This is a genomic window from Fibrobacter sp. (assembly GCF_045131395.1).
In the GTDB taxonomy this organism is placed as follows: Bacteria; Fibrobacterota; Fibrobacteria; order Fibrobacterales; family Fibrobacteraceae; genus Fibrobacter.
Genome location: NZ_JBGUQY010000003.1, coordinates 1 through 22,244 on the forward strand (window position 1 = coordinate 1; position 22,244 = coordinate 22,244).

A 22,244-nucleotide genomic window follows, 5' to 3' on the forward strand; every position below is an offset into this window, starting at 1 on the left:
GTTCCTTTTTTCAACCGCCATTCAAAGTATAAAAAAGGTTCAGCTTTGCTGGGCCTTTTTTTGTACCCACAAGCCAACCGCCCTACAAGGTACTTAAAAAGCTCAACCGCAAGGTTGGGCTTTTTTTGTACCCGCGAGCAAACCGCGACAAAGGGTATAAAAAGAACCTGCTGAAAAGCGGGTTCTTTTTTTAAGAAAGAAACATTTCCCTATCTCAAGGAGAGTGAGGGATGGGACGGCTCGGTCACATTTTGTTCCCTCGCCACCCTTCGGGTTGCGGCCTTCGGCCGTAATCCTTAACTGCGTAAGTTCGCTTCGCTCTCACGCAGTTAATCGAACCCTCTGCGAGGGTTCTCATCCCCTGCTTACCAACAAAAAAAGAAAAGGCACCCTACGGGTACCTTTTCTTTTTCAAGGAGAGAGAGGGATTCGAACCCTCGGTCCTGTGACAGACTCCGGATTTCGAGACCGGCCCAATCGACCACTCTGGCATCTCTCCGAGGTTTGCACAATGTAGCAAAATATTTTTCGACTGTCTACAAGCTTTTCTAAAGAAAAACTTGCAACCCTTTGAAATGGGGGCCCATATTTCTACATTTGGCCGCAAATCCAACAAAACGGATCCAACAAACTTCAGGTTTATAAGCGCGAGTGCGCTTCGGGGCTTTTCAAAGTTCGGCCGGGCAACCGGCACAAGAACGATTCGATAGTGCGGCATGGGCCGCAGATGAAGTTTACGGGTCCCTGAAGGCGTATTATGACGAAGAATACTGAAGAACGTATTCCCGAAGAATCTATTGACCCCAAATCCAAAATCGCTCGCGAAGCCGATGCGTTTTTGAATGCCATTGCCGGTGGTGCTGACGAAGACGAAGCGGATGAAGCCGCGTTCCTCGAAGTGAACCCCAACGGCGTGGTTGTAGACGAAGAGGGCGATGTGCTCAAGAAAGGCCGCAAATCGGCCATCGAAGTCGGCGAAAAGGTCGAATTTGAGGAAGGCGAAGTCGAACAGCCCGAAGATGACGACGATTACGCAGAATCCAAGAAGGACTGCGCCGAACCGGTAGTCGCTGAAGAAACTCCTGCCGACGAATCTCCGGTCCAAGACGAAACTGTAGAAGAAACCTCTGACGAGGAACCGACCGAAGACGACGAGCCCACAGACGAAGCTCTCGTCACTTTCGAAGACCTCGGACTTTCAGACGAAGTCCTTGAAGCTATCAAGGCCTTAAATTACGAAACGCCCTCCCCCATTCAGGCAAAGGCCATTCCGGCCCTTTTGCAGGGTGGAAACTTGCTGGGTACGGCCCAGACCGGCACCGGAAAGACGGCGGCCTTCTCGCTCCCGCTGCTTTCCAGACTCGACTTTAATGGTCACGAAACCTCGATGCTGGTGCTTACGCCCACCCGCGAACTCGCCATCCAGGTTGCCGAAGCGATTCAGCAATATGCCGCCAAGATGCCGAAGGTTCATGTGGTTCCCGTTTACGGTGGCCAGGACATCGCCGTGCAATTGCGTACCTTGAAGAGACAGGCCAACATCGTGGTCGCTACCCCGGGCCGTCTCATTGACCACATCAAGCGCGGCTCCATTGTGCTTTCAGGCGTAAAGGCAATCGTTCTCGACGAAGCCGACGAAATGCTCGACATGGGATTCATGGAAGATGTGGAAACCATCCTCAAGGAAATCCCGGCCAGCGCCCAGCGCGCCCTCTTCAGCGCTACCATGCCCAAGGAAGTCAAGGCAATTATCGACAAGTACCTGGGTGAATACGAAGAAGCCTGCATCGAAGGCAAGACAACAACGGTGGAAAATATCCGCCAGCGCTACCTGCTCGTGAAGAACGAACACAAGATCGAAGCCCTCGCCCGCGTGCTCGAAGGCGAAGATTTCGACGGCGTACTGATTTTCGTGCGCACCAAGCAAAACACCACTGAAGTCGCCGAAAAACTTGAAAGCCGCGGCTTCAACGTAGCCCCGCTCAACGGCGACCTCGCCCAGTCCATGCGCGAACGCACCATCAACCGACTCAAGATGGGCAAGCTCGATATCGTCGTCGCCACCGACGTGGCCGCCCGCGGTATCGACGTAGACCGCATCACGCACGTGGTGAACTACGACATTCCTTTCGACACCGAATCTTACGTGCACCGCATTGGCCGTACGGGTCGTGCAGGCCGCAGCGGTAACGCCATCCTATTTATCACCCCGCGCGAAAAGCGCATGCTCAAGATTATCGAAAAGGCAACCCGCCAGCCGATTGAAACCATGGAAATGCCCACCGCCGAAGTCATCAGTGCAAAGCGCGTGGCCGCCTTCAAGGACAAGATCAAGAGCGTGATTACCACCGGCGAACTGGACAAGTTCAAGGAACTGGTGGACAGCATGGTCGCAGAAAGCGCCGCAGAAGGTGCTGAACCGCTATCCGCCGCAGACATCGCCGCCGCAGTCATCAAGATTTGGCAGAAAAAGCAGCCGCTCTTCCCGGAACTCAAGCCCCTTGACGTTCCGCGCGAAAGAGGCGAACGCCGCGAACGCAATAGCCGCGATGGCGGCGATAATTTCGGTCTCGACCGCGAAGAAAAGAACCGCCTGCGCAAGGAACGCAACGAAGGTGCAAACGGTGTCGAAGAAGGTTACCTGCGCTACTACCTGGGTGTCGGCCGCCGCGACCATGTAACGCCCAGGGACATCGTGGGCGCCATCGCCGGAGAAGGCAACATCAGCAGTTCCAACATCGGCCGCATCAAGCTGTTCGACAAGTTCAGCACCGTAGAACTCCCCGAAACCATGCCGCAAGAAGTCCTCGACATTCTCGCGGACATGACCATCCGCGGTAATGAATCTCGCTTCCGCCTGATGACCGACGAACCGCCCACCGGCCCCGCTCCGGGAACAAAGCCCCGCGCCCGTCGCGAAGACCGCCGCAGTTTCCACCGCGATGGCGAACGTAAATTCGACGGAGACCGTCACGGGAAAAAATTCGGTGACGACAAACCCTTCGAAAACCGCAAGGCCCGCCGCGAAAAGATGTTCGGTGACAAAAAGTTCCGCAAGGATCACGACGAACGCAATTTTGGCGACAAGCCCTTCCGCAAAACCCGCCGTTTCGGCAGAGTGTAGCTTTTCACGAAGGTTCCTTTTCTAGAACACGTTCAGCCTCAAAAGAGGCTGACGGTCTTCAAACGAAATTCCGATACTGAACAGATTCATAAACGCACGACGCTTGCGGTTCTTTATCGGATCGTCAAATAGACTGTCTTAGCAAGTAAAATAGATTTTTTTGACGATCAACTTCATCTGCAACCCATCGCAATTTAATTACATTTCGCTTGATGTTTTCGCTCTACCGACTAGTTCCGTTCATACTCGCAAGCACATGCCTGTGGTATATCGGATGCTCTTTTCCGGTACGCACGGGCTACGACCGTAACATCGGAGACTACAAGCCAGTACCGGCAAGCGAAACTGCACCGCCGAAAGAAGAACCGCTGGAAGCTACACCGCAAGAAACTGCACAGGAAGCTGCCCCCGACTCCAGCAAGCATTTAAACTCCGCCGAGAAGGCTCGCGCCGCAATTAAGAAGAAAGAAACCGCTAAGGCTGCACAGAAAGCCGCCCCCAAAAGCAACCTTGAAACATTCGCTCGCCAATGGATGGGGGCCAAATACGTATACGGGAAAGCCACCAAGACAAAGACCGACTGTTCCGGCTTCGTGATGCAGGTTTACAAAGGCTACTATAACATCGCCTTGGATCACAGTTCTTCTAAAATGTATAAGGACAGCCGCGGAAAATCTGTCAGCCGCGGAAGCCTGAAAGAAGGAGACCTTGTATTTTTCGGAAGCCTCTGGAAAATTGACCACGTGGGCATTTACTTGCGCGGAGACCGTTTTATTCACGCCAGCACAAGCAAGGGCGTCATGATTTCGCCCATGCAAGACAAGTACTGGGGCCACAAGTACCAAGGCGCCAGACGGTTTAAATAGCACATTAACTATATTTTTTAGCATGAAGAAAATTGCATTTCAAGGCCGCAAGGGAGCCTATAGCGATTGCGCCGCCCATTATTTGTTTGGCGAAGATATCGAAACGCTCCCCATGGACACGTTCGAAGAAATCTACCAAGCGATTGAAACTGGCGAAGCCGATGGTGGAGCCATTCCTATCGAAAATTCCACGGCAGGCTCTATTGAAGCGAACTACGATTTGCTCTACAAGTGGCGTCACCGCATTGTAGGCGAAGTCATGCTCCGCATCGAACACACCTTGTGCGTGATGCCGGGCGTGAAACTTGAAGACCTCAAGCGCATTTACAGCCACCCGCAGGCTCTTGCACAATGCTCCAAGTTCTTTGCCGAAAATCCGCAGATTAAGGCAGTACCCGCATTCGATACCGCAGGCTCAGCCGAAGAACTTGCCGCCCGCAAGGCAAAAGACGAAGGCGCCATCGCTAGTGCCTACGCCGCAAAGATTTACAACCTGGATATTTTGAAGGCAGGCCTCGAAAACTTGAAGGGCACGAACTTCACCCGCTTTTACGGCATCCAGAAAGTTCCTGCCACCTTTGATTCAGTTGAAGGTGCCAAGACCACGATGTTATTTGAACTCGCCGACAACAATGCCGTGGGCGCACTCTACAATGCGCTGGGATGCTTTGCCAAGCGTGGCATCAACCTGACTCGCTGCGAAAGCAGGCCTCACCCGGACAAACCGTGGGAATACATCTTCCACGTGTCCTTCGAAGCAAACGTGAACGAAGACCGCGCACAGGCCGCCCTCGCCGAACTCAAGAATTACACGAACAACATGTACATTTTGGGCACCTTCAAGAAAGGCGTGATTGAAACTTTGAAATATTAAGAGGTAGAATATGGTTTACGAACGTACCGACAGAAAGTTTGACGAATACCGCAACCTCAAAATGACCACGGGCTTTATTTCCAGCGCCGACGGTTCCGTTCTGATTGAAATGGGTCGTACCCGCGTGATCTGTAACGCGACTCTCCTCCCGAAAGTTCCGGACTGGCTCGCCGGCAAAGGCACCGGCTGGATTACAGCCGAATACAGCCTGCTCCCGCAGAGCACGGGTAAGCGTGTGGAACGCGAGCGCAAGGGCGCGAGCGGCCGCACTCAAGAAATCCAGCGTCTAGTGGGCCGCTCGCTGCGCGGCGCAGCCGACCTGGCAGCCCTCGGTGAAAACGCCATCGTGGTCGACTGCGACGTGATTGAAGCCGACGGCGGCACCCGTACCGCAAGCATTATCGGCGGCTTCGTCGCCCTTGCGATTGCCCTCAAGAAAATCAAGGCCCGCCTCGGTCTCACCCAGCAAATCCTGCAGCACGGCATCACGGCAATCTCCGTCGGCGTCGTGAGCGGCAAGCCGCTTTGCGACCTCTGCTATGTGGAAGATTCCGCCGCCGATGTGGACATGAACGTGGTCATGCAAGACGCCAAGAACTTCATCGAAGTCCAGGGGACCGGCGAACATGCCAGCTTCGACCGCAACATGCTCAACACGCTGCTTGACCTCGGCGAAAACGCCTGCAAGGACATCTATAAAAAGCAGATGGAATTGATCGGCGGCGAACTCCCGTAAAAACATAAAGACCGCGCGAGCTGAAATCAAGTCGGTTCTTATCATTAGCTCGCGCTCTCGCAACCACGCCTCGTCAATACGAGGCGCTTGTTGCTCACAAAGACCGCTCAGCTCTATCGCATTTAATAAATACGAAAAAAGCCTGCATTTTTGCAGGCTCTTTTTTAATTCCGTAGTAGACTAGTAACGAATCTTACCTTCGGCCACCTTGCGCAGATGTTGACCGTAAGGGGATTTTCCGTACTTAGAGGCAGACTCCAGGAGTTTTTCCTTAGAAATCCAGCCGTTAATGTAGGCAATTTCTTCAACCGCAGAAATCTGGATTCCCTGGCGGTTTTCCACCATCTTCACGAACTCACCCGCTTCAATCAGGCTATCCATGGTACCAGTATCGAGCCAAGCAAAACCGCGGCCCAGGAGTTTCACGTCGAGTTCGCCCTGTTCCAAATATACGCGGTTCAAGTCCGTAATTTCAAGTTCGCCACGGGCACTGGGCTTCTGAGCCTTCGCATAACCCGACACACGATTGTCGTAGAAATAAAGACCGGTAATGGCGTAATTGCTCTTGGGTTCCTTCGGCTTTTCTTCCACCGAAATCACCTTGCCCGATTCGTCGAATTCCACAACGCCGAAGCGTTCCGGGTCTTCCACATAGTAACCAAACACGCTGGCACGGCCCTTCTCTTCGGCATTCTTCACGGCAGCCTTCAAAAGCGGACTAAAGCCGTTACCGTAGAAGATGTTGTCTCCGAGCACCATGGCGCAGCAATCGTTACCGATAAATTCTTCACCCAAAATAAAGGCCTGAGCAAGGCCATCCGGACTGGGCTGCACCTTGTACGAAAGGTTCAAACCCATGGAGGAGCCATCACCAAGCAAGCGTTCAAAGTTCGGCAAGTCCGTAGGGGTCGAAATAATAAGGATATCACGAATTCCCGCCAACATGAGGGTCGACAAAGGGTAGTAGATCATGGGCTTGTCGTAAACAGGCAAAAGCTGTTTAGAAGTCACCATGGTCAACGGGTAAAGCCTGGTACCGGAGCCTCCGGCGAGAACGATTCCTTTCATTAGTACTTCCCGTATTTGTAGCCATACCCTTCGGTACGGCTGTGTTCGTACTTATTGATCACGATAGAAGCATGGGCACTGGAATTTCCCTTAAGAATCTGGGCCATACCATCCTTAATCGCTTCAATAGAATGCTTGTTGTACTCAATCACCATGACAATCTGGGCTGCCACACGGCAAGCGAGAGCAGCGTCAGTCACCAGCATAATGGGCGGCGTATCGACAATAACCAAGTCGTAATCGTTCTTGAACTGTTCGATCAATTCGGCATAATGCTTGGAGCCAAGCAATTCGGCCGGATTATTGGGAACATTGCCACAAGGAATCACAAACAAGTTTTCAACTTCAGTCTTACAGACAACATCATCTGGATTGGCGGCACGGAGCAACACCTGCGAAAGGCCATTACCGCGCTTGATGCCAAATTCCTTGTGAAGGCGACCCTTACGGAGGTCGGCATCGATCAACAGAACCTTCTTACCGAGACCGGCAAACAGAGCAGCCAAGTTCACCGACACAAAGCTCTTGCCAACACCCGGAATAAGGCCACTTACGCCTATTACGGAACCACCTTCATCCATCATAGAGAATTCCAACGAAGAACGGAGGGCACGCAACGATTCCACGGCCACGTCATCAGGTTCCACCACGGCAAGGGGTCTGACACCCTTGGTTCCCTTGGGATTGCCCTTGGGAACCTTAGCATACACCGTAAAGCCCGTTTCCTTTTCGATAAACGAGGAACTCTTCACACCGCTGCTGAACTTCGTCTTAACAGACACAATCAATGCGCCTAACAAGAAACCTATGAACAACGCCACAGCCAAAATAATTTTCTTTCTCGGTTTCGAAGGCTTTGTTACCTGTTCCGCGAAATCAATAATACGCACCGACCCCACTTCACCCGCAGAAACAAGTCGCAATTGCTGAATATTATTGAGCATGGTCGTATACATGACCTTACTCAGTTCGACTTCATTAGAAAGTTTCAATACCTCTTGCTGAGTTGTCGGCAATTTTCTCACATCACGAGAGGTACCTGCCAATTCGCGATTCAAAGCCTCTTCCTGTTCTTCGAGAGTTTTCACCGCCGGGTGTTCGGAATGGAACAAGCGAATGGCCTCTTGTTTACGCTGTTGCAAAGCAAGAATATCCTGCTGCAACTTCATACGGCGTTGGAGCACCAGCTGCGTTTCTGCATTGATATCAACAGAACCAACCCGATTACGATAGGTATTCAAGTTCAACAACGATGAATCCATCTGCGCTTTAATATCGGGCAACTGTTTTTCTAGGAATTCCAATGTTTTTTGGGCTTCCGCATTACGCTCTTCCACATTTTGACGCAAATACGATGCGGCAACTTCGTTCAAGATTTCCACAGCACGATCGGGATAAATATCTTGATAAGAGAATTCCAAAATACCCGTTTTTTTGCCTTTTTCCTTGACATCGAACGCACCACGGAAACTATCAATCGCATCAAGACGTTTGAATCTAGTAATAGCAAATCTCTGACCAGGGCGAACTTCAGCCCTAAAAATTCCAAACGAGGCCGAATCACCCGCATATACAAAATGATAGGTCTGTCCGACACTTCCCGAAAGGACTTTTACTCCATTCTGGTCAAAGAGGTCAAAATTACCGAGCGTATCCTTGGCAAGCATTTCCCAAGGCTGTTCCTGTTCTTCTTTAGGAACATTTTCCCAATTCACATAGAAATTGTTCAACTCGACACGACCTTCGCGATGGAACAAACGGTCCAATTTGTCGAGAGGTTCAGCCTTCAAATCCAGGCGCATTTTTTCAACAGCAGCCCCCATCACCTGACGGCTCTTGATGAGTTCCATTTCTGTTTCGGCAGGACTACTTGTCGAAAACAACGCTCCAATACCACCCATCATTCCAGCAGCGCTCTTGCTATTCTTAGATTCAATCTGAAGCAAAGCATCAACTTGGTACACAGGTCGAATCCACATGGCAACAAGCAAACCAACCACGCCTGCAAACAAGAGGCATGGCAACATAATGTACCAATTCTTCGCCAGCTCCTTCAATAATTCAGCAATGTCGGTTTCTTCTTTTTTCTTTGTCGCCATAAACAGTTATCCTCTAACACAAATTTTTTCACAATTTAGAAAAAACAGGGGTACTCCTAAAAAGCTATCTTTGGCTTTATGAGTGAAAACGCCCGTAAAAGTCTTAAAGAATTCTTACCGAAAGTCCCTTTTAACGCCAACGAAGGCGCCGAGACCTTATTGGACTCGTTTATTGCATGGGCTGAATCACGAGGCACCACGCTTTACCCCGCTCAGGAAGAAGCCATCCTGGAACTTTTAGACGGGAAGAACGTCATTCTAAACACTCCCACGGGTTCCGGGAAATCCATGGTGGCTTTGGCCCTCCATTTCGACAGCCTCGCCCACGGACGTCGCAGCGTTTACACTTGTCCCATCAAGGCCCTGGTAAACGAAAAGTGGATGGCGCTTTGCAAGGAATTCGGCGCCGAAAACGTAGGCCTTTCTACAGGCGACGCTACCGTCAACCATGACGCCCCCATCCTTTGTTGCACTGCCGAAATTTTAAGCAACATGGCCCTTAGCGAAGGCGAAATGCTGACCATTACCGATGTAGTCATGGATGAATTCCATTACTATTCCGACAAGGAACGCGGCGTAGCTTGGCAAATTCCTCTTTTAACACTTCCGAATGCACGCTTTTTACTCATGAGCGCCACTGTTGGCGCCACCGAATTCTTTGAACGGGAAATGACAAAGCATACGGGCCGGGAATCGGTTACCGTAAGGTCTTCGCAGCGTCCGGTTCCGCTCGACTTCAGCTACTCCGAAACAGAAATTTCAAACACGGTGCAAAAGCTCGTTTCCAGCGGCAAGGCGCCCGTTTACGTAGTGCATTTTACTCAAGCCGCAGCAGCCACCAACGCCCAGAACTTCATGAGTCTGGACCTATGTTCCAAGGAAGAAAAGCAGGCGATTAACGAAGCGATTAAAGAAATGCGTTTCAGCAGCCCCTACGGTCCCGAAGTCAAGCGCTGGCTTAAGCAAGGCATAGGCCTACACCATGCAGGACTTTTGCCCAAGTACCGCATTCTTTGTGAAAAGCTCGCCCAAAAGGGTTTACTCAAGGTCATTTGTGGCACCGATACGCTTGGCGTCGGCGTAAATGTGCCCATTCGAACGGTACTGTTTACGCAACTGTGCAAATATAGCGGCGACAAGACAGCAATTCTTACCGCCCGCGACTTCCACCAGATTGCAGGCCGAGCCGGACGCAAGGGCTTTGACGACATCGGCTATGTAGTGGCGCAGGCCCCCGAGCATGTCATTGAAAATTTGAAACTTGAAGCCAAGACGAAACAGACCGGCAAGAAATTCCAGAAAAAGAAACCGCCTGAACATGGTTATGTCCCTTTCGACGAAAGCACTTACAAGCGCTTGATTGCCGCGGCCCCGGAACCGCTTACTTCTAGCTTCCAGGTGAGCCACGGAATGCTCTTGAACATTCTGAGTAGGCCTACCGATGGTTGTCGCGCCATGCGCAACCTTATCAAGGATTGTCACGAAAGTGCCGCCAGCAAAAAGCAACTCAACCACCGCGCTTTCCAGCTTTTCAGAAGCCTGGTAGAAAAGCACATCATTGAGTTTATTACGCCCATTGCCGAAGGTTACAGCCACCTACGCGTGAACATGGACTTGCAAGACGACTTTTCCATGAACCAGCCACTTTCGCTGTACTTGGTGGATACCCTCCCGAAACTGGAGCGGGAAAGTCCCGAGTACGCACTAGATGTAATTACTTTATGCGAAAGCATCGTCGAAAACCCCGATGCAATCTTGCGTATTCAACAGAACAAGGCCCGCAACGCAAGACTCGACGAACTCAAGGCCCAAGGAATGGAATTCAACCAGCGCATGGAAGAAATTGAAAAAGTTGAATATCCGAAGCCATTGCGCGACTTCATTTACGACACCTACAACGCCTTTGCCGAAGAGCACCCTTGGGTGGACGTGAATGTGGAACCCAAGAGCATTGTGCGCGAAATGTTTGAAAATTTCAGCACTTTTAGCGGGTATGTAAAGCAATACGGTTTGCAACGCATGGAAGCAATTTTGCTACGCCACTTAAACGGTGTCTACAAGGTGCTTTCGCAAACGGTTCCCGATGGTTACAAGAACGATGAGCTCCGGGAAATGGAAGATTTCCTCGGAGACACCATTCGTCGTACCGACTCCAGTCTCTTGGAAGAATGGGAAAAGATGGCCCATCCCGAAGATTATCAGAAGCGCATGGAAGCCGCAGGAGCCACAGAACTCGAAACCGCCTTCGGGGCCGACAAGGTGGCCGCCGACATCACCTACGACAAGAAGCGCTTTATCGTCATGGTACGCCAGCGCATATTCCAGCTTATGAGTGCCTTGCAAAAACAGGCCTACGGCGATGTCCTGGACATGCTCGCCGATGACCTTGCCGAAGGCCAGATGCTCGTAGACAGCGAAGGCAAACCCTGGACGGAACCGCGTCTGCTCGAGATTATGGCCGCCTACACCGCAGAGCATCACAATTTCCGCCTGGATGTAGAAGGTCGGTCGCTGCACCATACGATTGTGACTTACGAAGGCGATATCATGCACGTGCAGCAAATGCTCCAGGACGAAGAAGATTTCAACGACTGGAGTATCGATTTCGACATTGACCTTGCCGAATGCCGCGACGCCGGCATGCCGCTCCTTAAGCTCGCCCGCATCGGCGAAGTCTAAAACGGCTCTAAAAAAGAACGCACCCCCGAAGGGGTGCGCTAATCATTCCAAGGAGTTTGGTTATGATGATTCTCTTGCTCATGGTTTAATCGTAGATAGCGCCATCTCTCAGTGTATACACTTTTTCCATGTGATTTCCGAAAACCATGTACTTGGCATCGGCATAAGCGCCTTCGTTTTCCAATTTGAAGGCAGCTTCCGTATAGCAGGCACAGCCTTCACCCGGGGCTAATTTCTCCGATTCGTCTTTACTTATTTGCGGTTTTACAAAGAGCGTGTCATTCGAAACGAAAACATTCACGCTAGAAACATACTCATCGCAGCTGAATGAGGTCTGCATAACAAGAACCGCAACATCACCTACATCTTTGTACTTGAAGGCAAGCGGAATTGAATCATTTTCGGTTGTTTCCGAGAAATGATCCCATCCAGCAACACGGATATATTTATGGCTCAAAAGAGATTCTTCGTCGTCAGAGCCTCTCTTGCATTTACCGATGACATCGGTCGTATGCTGGTGCGGTTCAGATTCATCAAATTCCGGAGCATCAGGAATCACAGGTTCTTCCGGTTCAGGGCTTATAGGAGCAGGTTCATCCACAATTTTGAAGACATCGTATGAATACTTGAAATACTTGGCGTCGGCATCACCACAGCTGATATCAAACCAGTGATCCTTCATGCACATGCATTCTGTCACAGCGGCTTCTTCGAGATTGAAGTATATTTCCAATGTATCGCCAGAACGTTTTGATTTAAACGGAGCGTCAACATCGCAATAATCGTTCAATGCAGGCACCATAATCTGGCAATAATCAGACCCCTGAACCAGATAAGCCTTGTCCAATTCATCGGAGTCGCCCCTTTTAGCGAGTCCCAAGCCATTATCAAGACATTTACCCACCGTGAGGCCTACGTCACCAGATGAATTCGTACTCACCTGGTTATTGTTACCAGACGAGGAATTGTCGGCACAAGCCAAAAGCGCAAAAGAGAGCGCGGCACCGCCAATCAAAAACTTTTTCATTCTAGCCTCCTCAACACAATTTCAATATAAATTAATCATTCCCGTTAGACAAGCATCTTTACATTTTTTGCAAAAATCGGTGTTTTTAGTCACGAAAAAGCGGGGCGTTACGGGGGTGGCGCCTGAGCCCCCGTTAGAAAGGGTAGGCTAAGCCAGGCTTAGCCGAGGGGAAGACCTGCCCCTTACAAAATTATGTAATAAATGGATGTTTTTGACGGCAATTCGTATGGTTTCTCTAGCAAGCTAGCCCTTGCGCTGCGCTCGCTTTTTTCTATCTTTGCGCGCGTAAAATTCAAAAGGACACAAACCATGAACTACAATCCTTTAGCACAGGCTCTCAACGCCGAACTTTCTGCCAACGGCTGCAAGGTTCTCGACATGCTCTCTGAACAGGGCAAGGCAATCTTCTTCCCCCGCAAGGGTATCCTCGGCCAGGGCGCCGAAGCCAAGGGCTCCGAAATCAACGCTACGATCGGTACCGCCCTCGAAGACGATGGCAGCCCGTTGGTGCTGGATTGCGTTCTCAAGTCCTTGAACCTCCCCAAGACTTCTTTCCTGTACGCCCCGAGCTTCGGTAACCCGGATCTCCGCAAGGCCTGGAAGGAACAGGTCATCATCAAGAACCCGACCCTCAAGCAGAAGAGCTTCAGCAACCCGGTCGTGACCTGCGCCCTCACCCATGCCATCAGCTGCGCCGGCTACATGTTCCTCGACGCCGGCGACGAAGTGATCATTCCGGACCTGTACTGGGACAACTACGAGCTCGTGTTCGAAAACGCCCGCGGCGCCAAGATCAAGACCTTTAACACCTTCAAGGACGGCGGTTTCGATACCGAAGCTCTGAAGGCTGCACTCGAAGCAAGCAAGGGCGACAAGAAGGTCGTTCTCCTGAACTTCCCGAACAACCCGACCGGCTACACCGCTACCGAAAAGGAAGCCGTTGAAATCGCCAAGATTCTCACCGAATGCGCCGCCAAGGGCAACAAGGTGGTGGCTCTCCTCGATGACGCTTACTTCGGACTCGTGTACGAAGAAGGCGTGACCAAGGAATCCCTCTTCGTGAAGCTCGTGGACGCCCACGAAAACCTCCTCGCCGTCAAGCTCGACGGCCCGACCAAGGAAGACTACGTATGGGGCTTCCGCGTCGGTTTCATGAGCTTCGGTTTCAAGGGCGCAAGCGAAGCCCAGCTCAAGGCTCTTGAAGACAAGGCCGCCGGTACCGTCCGTGGCAACATCTCTAACGCCCCGAGCATCAGCCAGAAGATTCTGCTCGCCGCCTACCAGAGCGAAGAATACGCCAAGCAGAAGGCCGAAAAGTACGCTACCTTGAAGAAGCGCTACGACATCATCAAGGAAGTCCTCGCCGCCCATCCGGAATACAAGGACGCCTTCGACCCGATGCCCTGCAACAGCGGTTACTTTATGTGCATCAAGCCGAAGGGTGTTGACGCCGAACAGCTCCGCGAAAAGCTCATCAAGGACTACAGCACGGGTACGATCATGCTTTCTGGCCTGATTCGTCTCGCATTCTCTGCCGTGCCGACCGAAAAGCTCCCCAAGCTCTTCGACAATATTTATAATTGCATCAAGGCAATGAAGTAAACTGCGGAAAGTCCGCATTAACTGGAGGAATCATGTCCGACAACGCCATTTTAAATTACAACGGAAAGAGCATCGAGCTCCCCGTTGTTGAAGGTGCTGAAAACGAACACGGTCTCGACATCAGTAAACTCCGCAAGGAAACCGGCCTGGTGACCTTGGATTACGGCTACCTGAACACCGGTAGCACCCGTAGCGCCATCACTTATGTGGATGGCGAACACGGTATTCTGCGTTATCGCGGCTACAGCATCGAGGATCTCGCCGAAAAGGCCACCTTCCCCGAAACCGCCTGGCTCCTGATTTACGGTGAACTGCCGACTCAGCAGCAGCTGTCTCGATTCCGCACGCTGTTGACCGAGAACGCCCTCCTCCACGAAAACCTGTTGCACTTCTTCAGGCAGATGCCGCCGAGCGCCCACCCCATGGGTATCCTCAGCTCCATCGTGAACGCCGTGGGCCTGTTTACGCCGCGTTTCTATGACGACGAAAACATCGCCGACGTGTTCGACCTGACGACTGCCAGCCTCATTTCCAAGATTCGCACCATTGCAGCCTTCTCTTACAAGGCTAGCATCGGCGAGCCGTTCGTGTACCCCGAAGCAGAACGCAGCTACTGCAGCAACTTCCTGAACATGATGTTCAGCAGCAAGGCCCGTTCTTACCATCCGGATCCGATCATGGAAAAGGCCCTGAACACTCTCCTGATTGTTCACGCCGACCACGAACAGAACTGCTCTACCTCCACCGTGCGTATGGTGGGCAGCTCTCACGCCAACTTGTACGCCAGCATTTGCGCAGGCATTTGCGCCCTGTGGGGCCCGCTCCACGGTGGTGCTAACCAGGCTGTGCTCGAAACCTTGCTCCGCATTCAGCAGAGCGGCATGACCATCGAACAGGTCATGGAAAAGGCCAAGGACAAGAACGATCCGTTCCGTCTTTCCGGTTTCGGTCACCGCGTGTACAAGAGCTACGATCCGCGCGCCAAGGTGCTCAAGAAGCTGATGTACCAGGTGTTCGAACGCGAACACTTCCACGATCCGCTGCTTGACATTGCGCTCAAGCTCGAAGAAGCCGCCCTCAAGGACGACTACTTCATCGAACGCAAGCTCTACCCGAACGTGGACTTCTACTCGGGCATTCTCTACCGCGCCATGGGTATTCCGACGAACATGCTTACCGTGATGTTCGCTATCGGCCGACTCCCCGGCTGGATCGCCCACTGGAAGGAAATGCACGACGATCCGAATTCGAAGATCAACCGTCCGCGCCAGATTTACACGGGCCACACGGCTCGCCCCTGGGTCGACCGCGACAAGCGCTAATCTTATTCAACTTTTAATAAAAAAGGCCATAGCATCACTGCTATGGCCTTTAAGTGTATTAACAAACTTGTATGTCTCTGCCACAAAAAAAGTGTTCCTTTCGGAACACCTTTTAATTTTTTGGAGATTCCCGGTCATGCCCAAGCGAGCTTGGGCGCGCCCCTCGGTTCACTACACTTGGCGTCTACGACGCCAGTTCGCATCGCCTCGGTCATGCCCATGCAAGCATGGGCGCGACCTTCGGCTCCCAAATGCTGGGCTCGGAAATAGGCTTGCAAGCAATCCTGCTTCACTCGCCCTTGGCATTTGTCGTCCTTGATGGAGGCCTTCAGCAAAACCTCGTAAGCTGAGCGTCGCGAGCAAGCTTGCTTGCTCATGACCGAAGCGCAGAGGTTTCTTTAATCTTGTTCACCACTTCGCACTTCACGCCTTCCTTCTCGTAGAACTTGGCGGTACCTTCGGTAGCGTAGATCTTGAAGCCGAGCTTCTGGAACTCCTTGCCGATTTCGATAGCCTGGTCAACGAGGTTCACCTTGTCAGAAAGGCTGATGAGCACAGCGCCTTCGGACGGGAGGAGAGAACCGGCGGCTTCCTGGCTCTTGTAGTAAGCGAGGGCGTAGTCGTCGGAGAGGCCGAGGACTTCACTTATGGAGACCGTTCGGCTCACGCCTCACTCTCGCCTACGACGACTCGTTAAGACGAGTCGCCTTCGGCTCACAGGGAGCGCATTTCAGGGCCGAGAACCGGGTCCACCTTCGGGAACTTGTCGAAGGGGAACACAGCTTCCTTGGCGCCGTGGTGGTTGAACTTCTTGTCCTTGAGCTTCAAGTCTTCGAGCTTTTCGCCGAGCATGAGGCGCGTAGCGAGGCTGGCACTTACAGACCGTTCCGCTTACGCTCCACTCTCGCCTCCGACGACTCGTTACGACGAGTCGCCTACGGCTCATAGGCGTGTTACAAACCTTGGAGACCAAAGGCACGGGACGGGACATTCTTCTTTTGGGCGTTCCCGCACATATATGTGCGGTCGGGCTATATTACAAGGCAACCCGGCCGTGCCTTCGGCACACCCGCGTAGCTCTTGCAACGAAGCATTGCTCCCCAAAAATACCAAGTCAAAGTCAATATCGGAAGTTTACAGGAATGTTCTAAAAGGGCTATTTTAATCCACAAAGGGACCATCCCCCCCCCCATATTGATCCTATAACAGAAACATCTACATTCTTGTTGAGCCGGCAAAAAGACCCTAGTTCAACCTAATTCGGCAATCAAGCCTCGCTCCATTTACACTTCCATTAAAAATAGTTGACATTTTTTGACATTTTATTATATTTCATTACATCGTGAAATAAAAATGCATTACGACTTTGTATAAAGTCAAGGGATTTCTTATGATTTCAAAATCTGACTTATGCGCACACAACACAGAAGACTCACCTCGATTTTTATATCACTATACAAAAGTCGAATCAGCGATAAAAATACTGAAATCGGGAAAACTGCTACTGCGCGCACCAGAAAAAATGAATGATCCGCACGAATATCGATTGCGAGAAATAAACGGCATTCTAATCAACGAGACCCTTTCGGAACAAGAATGCCACAAAGCCGTTGAAATACACTCTGATGCTATTAAAGAAAGAAAATATGCTGTCCGAATGGTTTCGTTCTCAACAGACCAAAATCCACATTGGTGTAAACCCATCAAAAGAGGATGGAATAGAGTATCTATGTGGACCTATTATGCAGAATCCCATGCAGGAGTGTGCCTTATATTTGATCGAAAACGGCTAGAAGAAAATTTTTCTCTTGAATTTTCAGATGTAAAATGCAGATGTTTTTGTAGGCCCATCCAATATGTCAATGACGATGAACTCGAGCAATATGAAGATATGTTTTGGGAGGCGCACGAAACATATTTAGATAAAGACCATGTTAAACATCTATTTACAAAATTGGATGATTACGCTCCAGAACAAGAATACAGGCTTCTTCTCGTAAACAGTGAATTAGAAGATACTGACGATGTTCTTTTGCCTATAAAAAATTCCATATGCGGAATTATTACTGGAGACAGGTTTAAATATAGGGATGAGGCAATAAAAAAAACACTACATAAGGCTATTACCGAAAGCAATGAGGATATTCGTACTTTCGAAATGAACTACGATATACCCGAAGAACCATTGTATGGTACATATTGAAATGCACGACAATCAAATTAACTACCGAAAGAACGCTCTGCATTCTCTTTAAATATAGCACGCACATCTATATTGTAGTTGGCATTTTTCCTCTATCGTAGCATTTTTTTCATTACTGCTATAGCAGGACATTTTCGAGCACTGAGTATTTGCGCATCCACATTCTCGTCCTGCTTCCAGATAAGCCGCATCTGAGTCTCGCGGATTGTTCTTGATAGCTTTTCGAACCGCATCACCATAGCAATCACTCACAGAACTACACCTCGGTATATTACACACAAATTGTTTTGAAGAGGAAGATTTCATCTCTAGAGAAGATGATGACGGTGTGAGGGGATGAGTACATAGAGTCAAATAGGACGAATAATCGTTATATGTTATTCCATTTATTTCACAATAATATGTCACAGGAGCAATACATGTTGCTAAGAAATCAGCATAATTACTATAAGTATATCCATTGTATTGACAATAAAACGTTTCACTTGCACTTGAAGTCGGTGCTATACATGTAGCTTGATAGTCGTTGTAATTACTATAGGTGTAACCATTGTATTGACAGAAATATGAGGGATTACTTTGTTGTGGAGACGTTGATTGTTCATTGCAAGATATAAAGAAAGCTGATGTTATTGCAACGATGAAAAAGAATAATTTGCAATATCTGTTTTCACGCTCTCAACCCAATTGTTTAAACGAATTTGCCAAGCCATGCCAGCCTCCATTGTTTATAACTCTGGTTTAGCATCTTGTGCAAGGAATTACGCTTTTTTACAAGAAAACAAAAAAGGCGCGAGTCGATGCATTTATCCAATCGGGGCTCTCGACAGCCTTTGAACGATAAACACAAACGACCCACGCCCCAAAAGGGCTGTTGCTAATACAGCAAACTGAGACATACCGCAAAAGCGGAATGCCTGCGTGAGCGTTCGCCTTATTCTCGTTCAAGAAATGGTCGAGATTTCGATTGGAGAACAAGAGCTAAACTCTTTTCACCCTAAAAATAACTTAAAAACGAGCATGTATCTCAAAAAAGTTTACAATTCAATTCATTTTTCTTCAGAAAACGTACTTCAGTAAGAAAAGCTGGATTATTCCAAGTTGGAAATAGGGCGGGAGGGCGGGGTAAGCCGGGCGTTGCGGGTGCGGCGCCTGAGCACCCGCTAGAAGGGGTAGCGGAAGACCCGGCTGGGCGGGTTATACAAAAAAACGCCCACTCGTATGAGTGGGCGTGATTATAAGGGCGGGTCGGGGCTGAAGCGAGGGGGATTCTTCCCCCTTCGTCTTACGGCCCTTCGGCAGGCTCAGGGACCTTACACCTCTTCGATGCTTGCGTGGTAGGCCTGGAGGCTCTTCACTTCACCGTGGCCCTTCTTCGCTGCCGCGATACCCTTAACGGTGTTGTAGGCACCGGCGAGGGTCGTGATGTAGGGAACCTTGTACTTGATGGCGGCCTTGCGGATGGCGCTTTCGTCCTTGATGGCGTCGCGCTTTGCCCACGGCGTATTGATGATGAGGTTCACCTGCTTGTTCAGGATGATGTCGAGAACGTTCGGGCGGCCTTCAGCAATCTTGTTCACCACTTCGCACTTCACGCCTTCCTTCTCGTAGAACTTGGCAGTACCTTCGGTAGCGTAGATCTTGAAGCCGAGCTTCTGGAATTCCTTACCGATTTCGATAGCCTGTTCAGAGAGGTTCACCTTGTCAGAAAGGCTGATGAGCACAGCGCCTTCGGACGGGAGCAGGGAACCGGCGGCTTCCTGGCTCTTGTAGTAAGCGAGGGCGTAGTCGTCGGAGAGGCCGAGGACTTCACCGGTGGAGCGCATTTCGGGGCCGAGAACCGGGTCCACCTTCGGGAACTTGTCGAAGGGGAACACAGCTTCCTTGGCGCCGTGGTGGTTGAAAACCCTAAAGCCGAGTGTCGCGGGCAAGCTTGCTTGCACATGACCGAGGCGCATGGGTTTCTGCAACTTCTTGTCCTTGAGCTTGAGGTCTTCGAGCTTTTCACCGAGCATCAGGCGGGTCGCGAGGCGGGCCTGTGAAGACCGTTCGGCTTACAGCCTCACTCTCGCCTCCGACGACTCGTTAAGACGAGTCGCTTACGGCTCACGGGCGTGTTACAGACCTTGGAGACCAGAGGCACCGTGCGAGATGCACGCGGGTTGGCTTCGAGCACGAACACCTTGCCGTCTTCGATAGCGTACTGCATGTTCATGAGGCCGCACACGTGGAGGGCTTCAGCGATCTTGCGAGTGTAATCCTTGATGGTGGCGAGGTTTTCCTTGGTGATGGTCACCGGCGGGATAATGCAGGCGGAGTCACCGGAGTGGACACCGGCAAGTTCCACGTGTTCCATCACGGACGGGATGTAGACGTGTTCGCCGTCAGAGAGGGCGTCGGCTTCGCATTCGAGAGCGTTGTGGAGGAAACGGTCGATGAGGAGCGGGCGATCCGGGGTCACGCCGACAGCCTTGGCTACGTATTCGCGGAGCATGTTTTCGTCGTAGATGACTTCCATGCCGCGGCCACCGAGAACGAAGCTCGGGCGGATCATCACCGGGTAGCCACCGATCTGCTTGACGCAAGCGAGGGCTTCGTCAATGTTCGTGGCCATGCCGCTTTCCGGCATCGGGATGCCGAGGTTATCCATCATCTTGCGGAACAGGTCGCGGTCTTCGGCGATATCGATGGAATCGATGCTCGTACCGAGAATCTTCACGCCTTCGTCGGAGAGGGCGCGGGCGATGTTCAGCGGGGTCTGGCCACCGAACTGCACGATGACGCCAGCCGGCTTTTGACGCCTTCGGCGTCCGCCGCTTCGCCTCGGTCATAAAAATATGCAAGCATATTTTTGCGACACTCGGCTTGCAGGCTTTTCCTTGTGGTAAATCTGGAGCACGTTGCCTAATCATTTGGGCGTTCCCCACTGGCGTGGGTCGGGCTATATTTTATGGGTTGTCCGGATCACTCCGTTCCCGCCCAACCTCATAAAACGGAGCCTCGCTCCAATGAACAGTAATACAAGATTGCCGCGAGTCTCCGCCCCAAGGGGTCACTATCCCTAACGCGAATGCTGGTAAAACATCAAGAATGCTTTTGTCAAATTAATCCGCAATTGAATCGATTATTTTTGTCAAGATGCTTATTTTTGCGAGTATTTCTTTTTCTTCAAATATGTCATTGCTAAATAGATACGAGGTGTCAACAAAACATATTGTGACAAAGTTCCCTTTATGGAATCTTATGTTCTCTATCTTTAAATTTTTTCCTGATGCAAGAGAAAAAATTTTTTCTCGGCATTTTTTTATACAATCCATGTTTGGTTTACTATCCGCTTTAAAACAAATTCTATTTTGTTCTATCTGTAGATAAATTCCAAAATTAAAAGCTTTGCACCATTTCCAATACCAATAACACCCCCAAAAGCCACCATTGGGATTGCTAACATAACGCCATTCAAGGTTATCACCGAGATTATCTTCTAGCCATGAATAAAATCCTTGCCATGCGGCTCCGTTATGCATCCATTCATGATATGGCTTTGATTTATATTGATTAGTACATTCTTCAATAAACTTTATTCTCGAAACGAAATCTCTTAAAATTATATTGTCGGAATTGCTTTTTTCAAGAATTCTAAGAAGGTCTCGCCGCATAAATATCTTGAAATTCCCGCTATCGGCGTTTTTCCGCAAATTCGTCAAGCATTCATTACCTGTCTTTAGATATACACACTTTATGTCATATTGAGTGCCTAGATCCGTTTCGAGTTGCTGACGATATCTTGCAATCTGATTTCCATGCTCTTGAGTGTTGATTTTGTCTTCTATAATTACTGCGATTTCATTGTTCACAATAGCAAGAACATCGATATGATATTGTTGCTTTTTGCAAACTACAGTTTTTATATCAAACTCTTCATCAACATCTATTATTTTACGAAGAAAATCCGAGGCGGTCTTGTATAGTTCGAGATCATATTCGGAGTTCAAAGGATTTGCCCATTCTAAAAGCCAAAGCAGGAAAGCATCTTGGCTTAATTCTGATGTGGCGTAATTAAAAAGATTTGGTTTCATTCAAATCACTCCAGTTTTTTCTTTGTAGTGTTTGATAAAATCTGATTTTTCTTGTAATGAAAGTGAATGCCAAACGCTTCCATATAGCGATGCACCCATCACCCAATTCAGCCCGTTCAAGAGGTTATAACAGACATCGCAATAGACACCCGAAATATGCAGAACGGAAAGTTCTCTCCGTTCTGCATTCAGGATATCCTTGCCACATTTTTCACATTTAGGCATTTGATTTAGCCATTCATTGGTTTGCAATGTTCATTACTGCATCTTACGCACCAAGCACTTGTGAGGCTGCTTAAAGATGAGTATTGCTGTCCACAGACTTTACAATGATATGAGCCATGTTCACTACCTTCATAAGGAACACAATGTTCATTACTGCACCTTACACACCAAGCACTCGTAAGGCTACTTAAAGATGAATATTCCTGTCCGCAAACTTTGCAATGATATGGACCACATTCATGGCCTTCATATGGTCCATTTCATCATAATTAGTCTCTAATCCTTTCAAATCTCATTTTATATGACTTTTGCAAGCTGTTAAGCTAACTTGTGGAACATATGC

15 protein-coding genes, 1 tRNA gene and 1 pseudogene are annotated in these 22,244 nt (G+C 50.0%); 8 read left to right on the plus strand and 9 right to left on the minus strand.

Going from position 1 to position 22,244, the window contains the following annotated elements; translation table 11 throughout:
* Positions 1-414 precede the first annotated feature (414 nt).
* Positions 415-499, minus strand: a tRNA-Ser gene (locus tag ACJMNB_RS02250).
* A 258-nt stretch (positions 500-757) separates the two neighbouring features.
* On the opposite strand from ACJMNB_RS02250, the gene ACJMNB_RS02255 reads away from it, so the two are divergent.
* The 4 genes from ACJMNB_RS02255 (at position 758) to rph (ending at position 5,600) form a co-directional block, all read left to right on the plus strand.
* Complete coding sequence (locus tag ACJMNB_RS02255) at positions 758-3,124, plus strand: DEAD/DEAH box helicase (RefSeq protein WP_405338565.1); 2,367 nt, start codon at positions 758-760, stop codon at positions 3,122-3,124.
* A gap of 212 nt (positions 3,125-3,336) precedes the next feature.
* Positions 3,337-3,990 carry a C40 family peptidase gene (locus ACJMNB_RS02260; protein WP_405338567.1) on the plus strand — a complete coding sequence of 218 codons (654 nt, stop codon included), beginning with the start codon at positions 3,337-3,339 and terminating at the stop codon, positions 3,988-3,990.
* 22 nt (positions 3,991-4,012) lie between these two features.
* Positions 4,013-4,864, plus strand: coding sequence for a prephenate dehydratase (locus ACJMNB_RS02265; RefSeq protein ID WP_405338569.1), 852 nt, complete (start codon positions 4,013-4,015; stop codon positions 4,862-4,864).
* A gap of 10 nt (positions 4,865-4,874) precedes the next feature.
* Positions 4,875-5,600, plus strand: a complete 726-nt coding sequence (gene rph / locus ACJMNB_RS02270; RefSeq protein ID WP_405338571.1) for a ribonuclease PH — start codon at positions 4,875-4,877, stop codon at positions 5,598-5,600.
* Positions 5,601-5,780: 180 nt separating this feature from the next.
* On the opposite strand, the gene rfbA is transcribed toward rph, so the two are convergent.
* Together rfbA and ACJMNB_RS02280 are read right to left on the minus strand one after the other, a co-directional pair.
* A complete protein-coding gene (gene rfbA, locus ACJMNB_RS02275) occupies positions 5,781-6,668 on the minus strand; it encodes a glucose-1-phosphate thymidylyltransferase RfbA (protein WP_405338573.1) in 888 nt (295 codons plus the stop codon).
* Positions 6,668-8,767: a polysaccharide biosynthesis tyrosine autokinase gene (locus tag ACJMNB_RS02280; RefSeq protein WP_405338575.1), complete on the minus strand. Its 2,100-nt coding sequence runs from the start codon at positions 8,765-8,767 to the stop codon at positions 6,668-6,670. Before ACJMNB_RS02280 ends, rfbA begins: the two co-directional genes overlap by 1 nt.
* Positions 8,768-8,845: 78 nt before the next feature.
* Between ACJMNB_RS02280 and ACJMNB_RS02285 the strand changes: the two genes are divergently transcribed.
* Positions 8,846-11,446 (plus strand): DEAD/DEAH box helicase, encoded by a 2,601-nt coding sequence (locus ACJMNB_RS02285; RefSeq protein WP_405338577.1) that lies wholly within the window; start codon positions 8,846-8,848, stop codon positions 11,444-11,446.
* Positions 11,447-11,531: 85 nt separating this feature from the next.
* On the opposite strand, the gene ACJMNB_RS02290 is transcribed toward ACJMNB_RS02285, so the two are convergent.
* On the minus strand, positions 11,532-12,473 hold the full coding sequence (locus ACJMNB_RS02290) for a hypothetical protein (RefSeq protein WP_405338579.1): 942 nt from the start codon (positions 12,471-12,473) through the stop codon (positions 11,532-11,534).
* 309 nt (positions 12,474-12,782) lie between these two features.
* On the opposite strand from ACJMNB_RS02290, the gene ACJMNB_RS02295 reads away from it, so the two are divergent.
* Positions 12,783-14,075 carry an aminotransferase class I/II-fold pyridoxal phosphate-dependent enzyme gene (locus ACJMNB_RS02295; RefSeq protein WP_405338581.1) on the plus strand — a complete coding sequence of 431 codons (1,293 nt, stop codon included), beginning with the start codon at positions 12,783-12,785 and terminating at the stop codon, positions 14,073-14,075.
* A gap of 32 nt (positions 14,076-14,107) precedes the next feature.
* Entirely contained in the window at positions 14,108-15,397 is a 1,290-nt protein-coding gene (locus ACJMNB_RS02300; RefSeq protein WP_405338583.1) for a citrate synthase, read from the plus strand.
* 134 nt (positions 15,398-15,531) lie between these two features.
* On the opposite strand, the gene ACJMNB_RS02305 is transcribed toward ACJMNB_RS02300, so the two are convergent.
* From ACJMNB_RS02305 to ACJMNB_RS02315, 3 genes are read right to left on the minus strand one after another with little or no spacing between them, the layout of a single operon-like run.
* Positions 15,532-15,774, minus strand: a complete 243-nt coding sequence (locus tag ACJMNB_RS02305; RefSeq protein WP_405338585.1) for a hypothetical protein — start codon at positions 15,772-15,774, stop codon at positions 15,532-15,534.
* A complete protein-coding gene (locus ACJMNB_RS02310) occupies positions 15,771-16,064 on the minus strand; it encodes a hypothetical protein (RefSeq protein ID WP_405338587.1) in 294 nt (97 codons plus the stop codon). The genes ACJMNB_RS02305 and ACJMNB_RS02310 overlap by 4 nt, the downstream gene beginning before the upstream one ends.
* 47 nt (positions 16,065-16,111) lie before the next feature.
* Positions 16,112-16,249 carry a hypothetical protein gene (locus ACJMNB_RS02315; RefSeq protein WP_405338589.1) on the minus strand — a complete coding sequence of 46 codons (138 nt, stop codon included), beginning with the start codon at positions 16,247-16,249 and terminating at the stop codon, positions 16,112-16,114.
* 538 nt (positions 16,250-16,787) lie between these two features.
* Between ACJMNB_RS02315 and ACJMNB_RS02320 the strand changes: the two genes are divergently transcribed.
* Positions 16,788-17,600, plus strand: a complete 813-nt coding sequence (locus ACJMNB_RS02320) for a DUF2971 domain-containing protein (protein ID WP_405338591.1) — start codon at positions 16,788-16,790, stop codon at positions 17,598-17,600.
* Positions 17,601-18,913: 1,313 nt separating this feature from the next.
* On the opposite strand, the pseudogene ACJMNB_RS02325 reads toward ACJMNB_RS02320, so the two are convergent.
* Both ACJMNB_RS02325 and ACJMNB_RS02330 read right to left on the minus strand, forming a co-directional pair.
* Positions 18,914-20,400: pseudogene (locus tag ACJMNB_RS02325) on the minus strand (ATP-grasp domain-containing protein); the annotation flags it as partial.
* Positions 20,401-20,704: 304 nt separating this feature from the next.
* Entirely contained in the window at positions 20,705-21,676 is a 972-nt protein-coding gene (locus tag ACJMNB_RS02330; RefSeq protein ID WP_405338593.1) for a PD-(D/E)XK nuclease family protein, read from the minus strand.
* Between the last annotated feature and the right edge of the window lie 568 nt (positions 21,677-22,244).

Coding starts and splice junctions, on each gene's coding strand:
- ACJMNB_RS02255 (WP_405338565.1), top strand. CDS start 758: ATGACGAAGAATACTGAAGAACGTATTCCCGAAGAATCTATTGACCCC.
- ACJMNB_RS02260 (WP_405338567.1), top strand. CDS start 3,337: ATGTTTTCGCTCTACCGACTAGTTCCGTTCATACTCGCAAGCACATGC.
- ACJMNB_RS02265 (WP_405338569.1), top strand. CDS start 4,013: ATGAAGAAAATTGCATTTCAAGGCCGCAAGGGAGCCTATAGCGATTGC.
- rph (WP_405338571.1), top strand. CDS start 4,875: ATGGTTTACGAACGTACCGACAGAAAGTTTGACGAATACCGCAACCTC.
- rfbA (WP_405338573.1), bottom strand. CDS start 6,668: ATGAAAGGAATCGTTCTCGCCGGAGGCTCCGGTACCAGGCTTTACCCG.
- ACJMNB_RS02280 (WP_405338575.1), bottom strand. CDS start 8,767: ATGGCGACAAAGAAAAAAGAAGAAACCGACATTGCTGAATTATTGAAG.
- ACJMNB_RS02285 (WP_405338577.1), top strand. CDS start 8,846: ATGAGTGAAAACGCCCGTAAAAGTCTTAAAGAATTCTTACCGAAAGTC.
- ACJMNB_RS02290 (WP_405338579.1), bottom strand. CDS start 12,473: ATGAAAAAGTTTTTGATTGGCGGTGCCGCGCTCTCTTTTGCGCTTTTG.
- ACJMNB_RS02295 (WP_405338581.1), top strand. CDS start 12,783: ATGAACTACAATCCTTTAGCACAGGCTCTCAACGCCGAACTTTCTGCC.
- ACJMNB_RS02300 (WP_405338583.1), top strand. CDS start 14,108: ATGTCCGACAACGCCATTTTAAATTACAACGGAAAGAGCATCGAGCTC.
- ACJMNB_RS02305 (WP_405338585.1), bottom strand. CDS start 15,774: ATGAGCAAGCAAGCTTGCTCGCGACGCTCAGCTTACGAGGTTTTGCTG.
- ACJMNB_RS02315 (WP_405338589.1), bottom strand. CDS start 16,249: ATGCTCGGCGAAAAGCTCGAAGACTTGAAGCTCAAGGACAAGAAGTTC.
- ACJMNB_RS02320 (WP_405338591.1), top strand. CDS start 16,788: ATGATTTCAAAATCTGACTTATGCGCACACAACACAGAAGACTCACCT.
- ACJMNB_RS02330 (WP_405338593.1), bottom strand. CDS start 21,676: ATGAAACCAAATCTTTTTAATTACGCCACATCAGAATTAAGCCAAGAT.